Below are 214 nucleotides of genomic sequence, written 5' to 3'. Positions count from 1 at the left end.
ATACGGGTATCATCGTGGAATCAACGAATGTTATGCCGGTACATCTTCCGAAAGCTCCCAGATTAAGGAAGAACATGAGCTGGAAGAACATGCGGCTTTCCAACTCCACAAAGCGGTTGTACGACACAGCTTTCGGAAAATAAGACTTCATCGTACCCTTAATAAAGAACAGGTAGTAGTGCTTGAAATTGCGGAATGTACCGAAATGGAAATA

General features: G+C 43.0%; 1 pseudogene. It reads right to left on the bottom strand.

From position 1 onward, the window contains the following. Positions 1-214: pseudogene (locus CIK96_RS06895) on the bottom strand (IS982 family transposase); the annotation flags it as partial.

The organism is Prevotella sp. P4-98 (genome assembly GCF_002251405.1).
Lineage (GTDB): Bacteria > Bacteroidota > Bacteroidia > Bacteroidales > Bacteroidaceae > Prevotella.
This window is presented reverse-complemented; position numbering and strand designations above follow the sequence as displayed.